The organism is Bartonella vinsonii subsp. berkhoffii ATCC 51672, from assembly GCF_902825225.1.
Classification (GTDB): Bacteria; Pseudomonadota; Alphaproteobacteria; order Rhizobiales; family Rhizobiaceae; genus Bartonella; species Bartonella berkhoffii.
In genome coordinates this window covers 1-386 of sequence record NZ_CADEAK010000345.1, presented here as the reverse complement: position 1 = coordinate 386, position 386 = coordinate 1, and the positions used below count along the sequence as shown (strand labels likewise).

Here is a 386-nt window from a genome sequence, read left to right as displayed (position 1 = left end):
TCGGACACCGAATTTTGGACGGAAGTCGTTAAACGAGATTCAAGAAGTTTTGGCATGTATGGGATTGCATCTTGGTATGGAAATTTCTGCATGGCCGCCCGACAATATTGGTGATCTTGCTAAACGTTATGAAGATCAGTATTAAAATTTAAAATTTGAAATTTAAGGAGAAGACTAATGCGCCATAGTAAGTCAGGTCGCAAGTTGAACCGGACTGTCAGTCACCGTAAAGCGATGTTTGCTAACATGACAGTTTCGCTGATTGAGCATGAGCAGATTGTGACGACCCTTCCAAAGGCTAAAGAATATCGTCCGATTGTTGAAAAGCTCGTTACACTCGGTAAGCGTGGAGGTTTGCATGCACATCGGCAAGCAATTGCAGCGCT

The 386-nt window shown here is 43.3% G+C and carries 1 protein-coding gene and 1 pseudogene; both read left to right on the top strand.

The genetic code is table 11. The features are described from left to right. Nucleotides 1–145 (top strand): annotated as a pseudogene (locus J7R10_RS09550) (DNA-directed RNA polymerase subunit alpha); the annotation flags it as partial. A gap of 32 nt (nt 146–177) precedes the next feature. After that, the coding region (locus tag J7R10_RS09545; RefSeq protein ID WP_281432524.1) for a bL17 family ribosomal protein at nt 178–386 on the top strand (209 nt) is incomplete at its 3' end.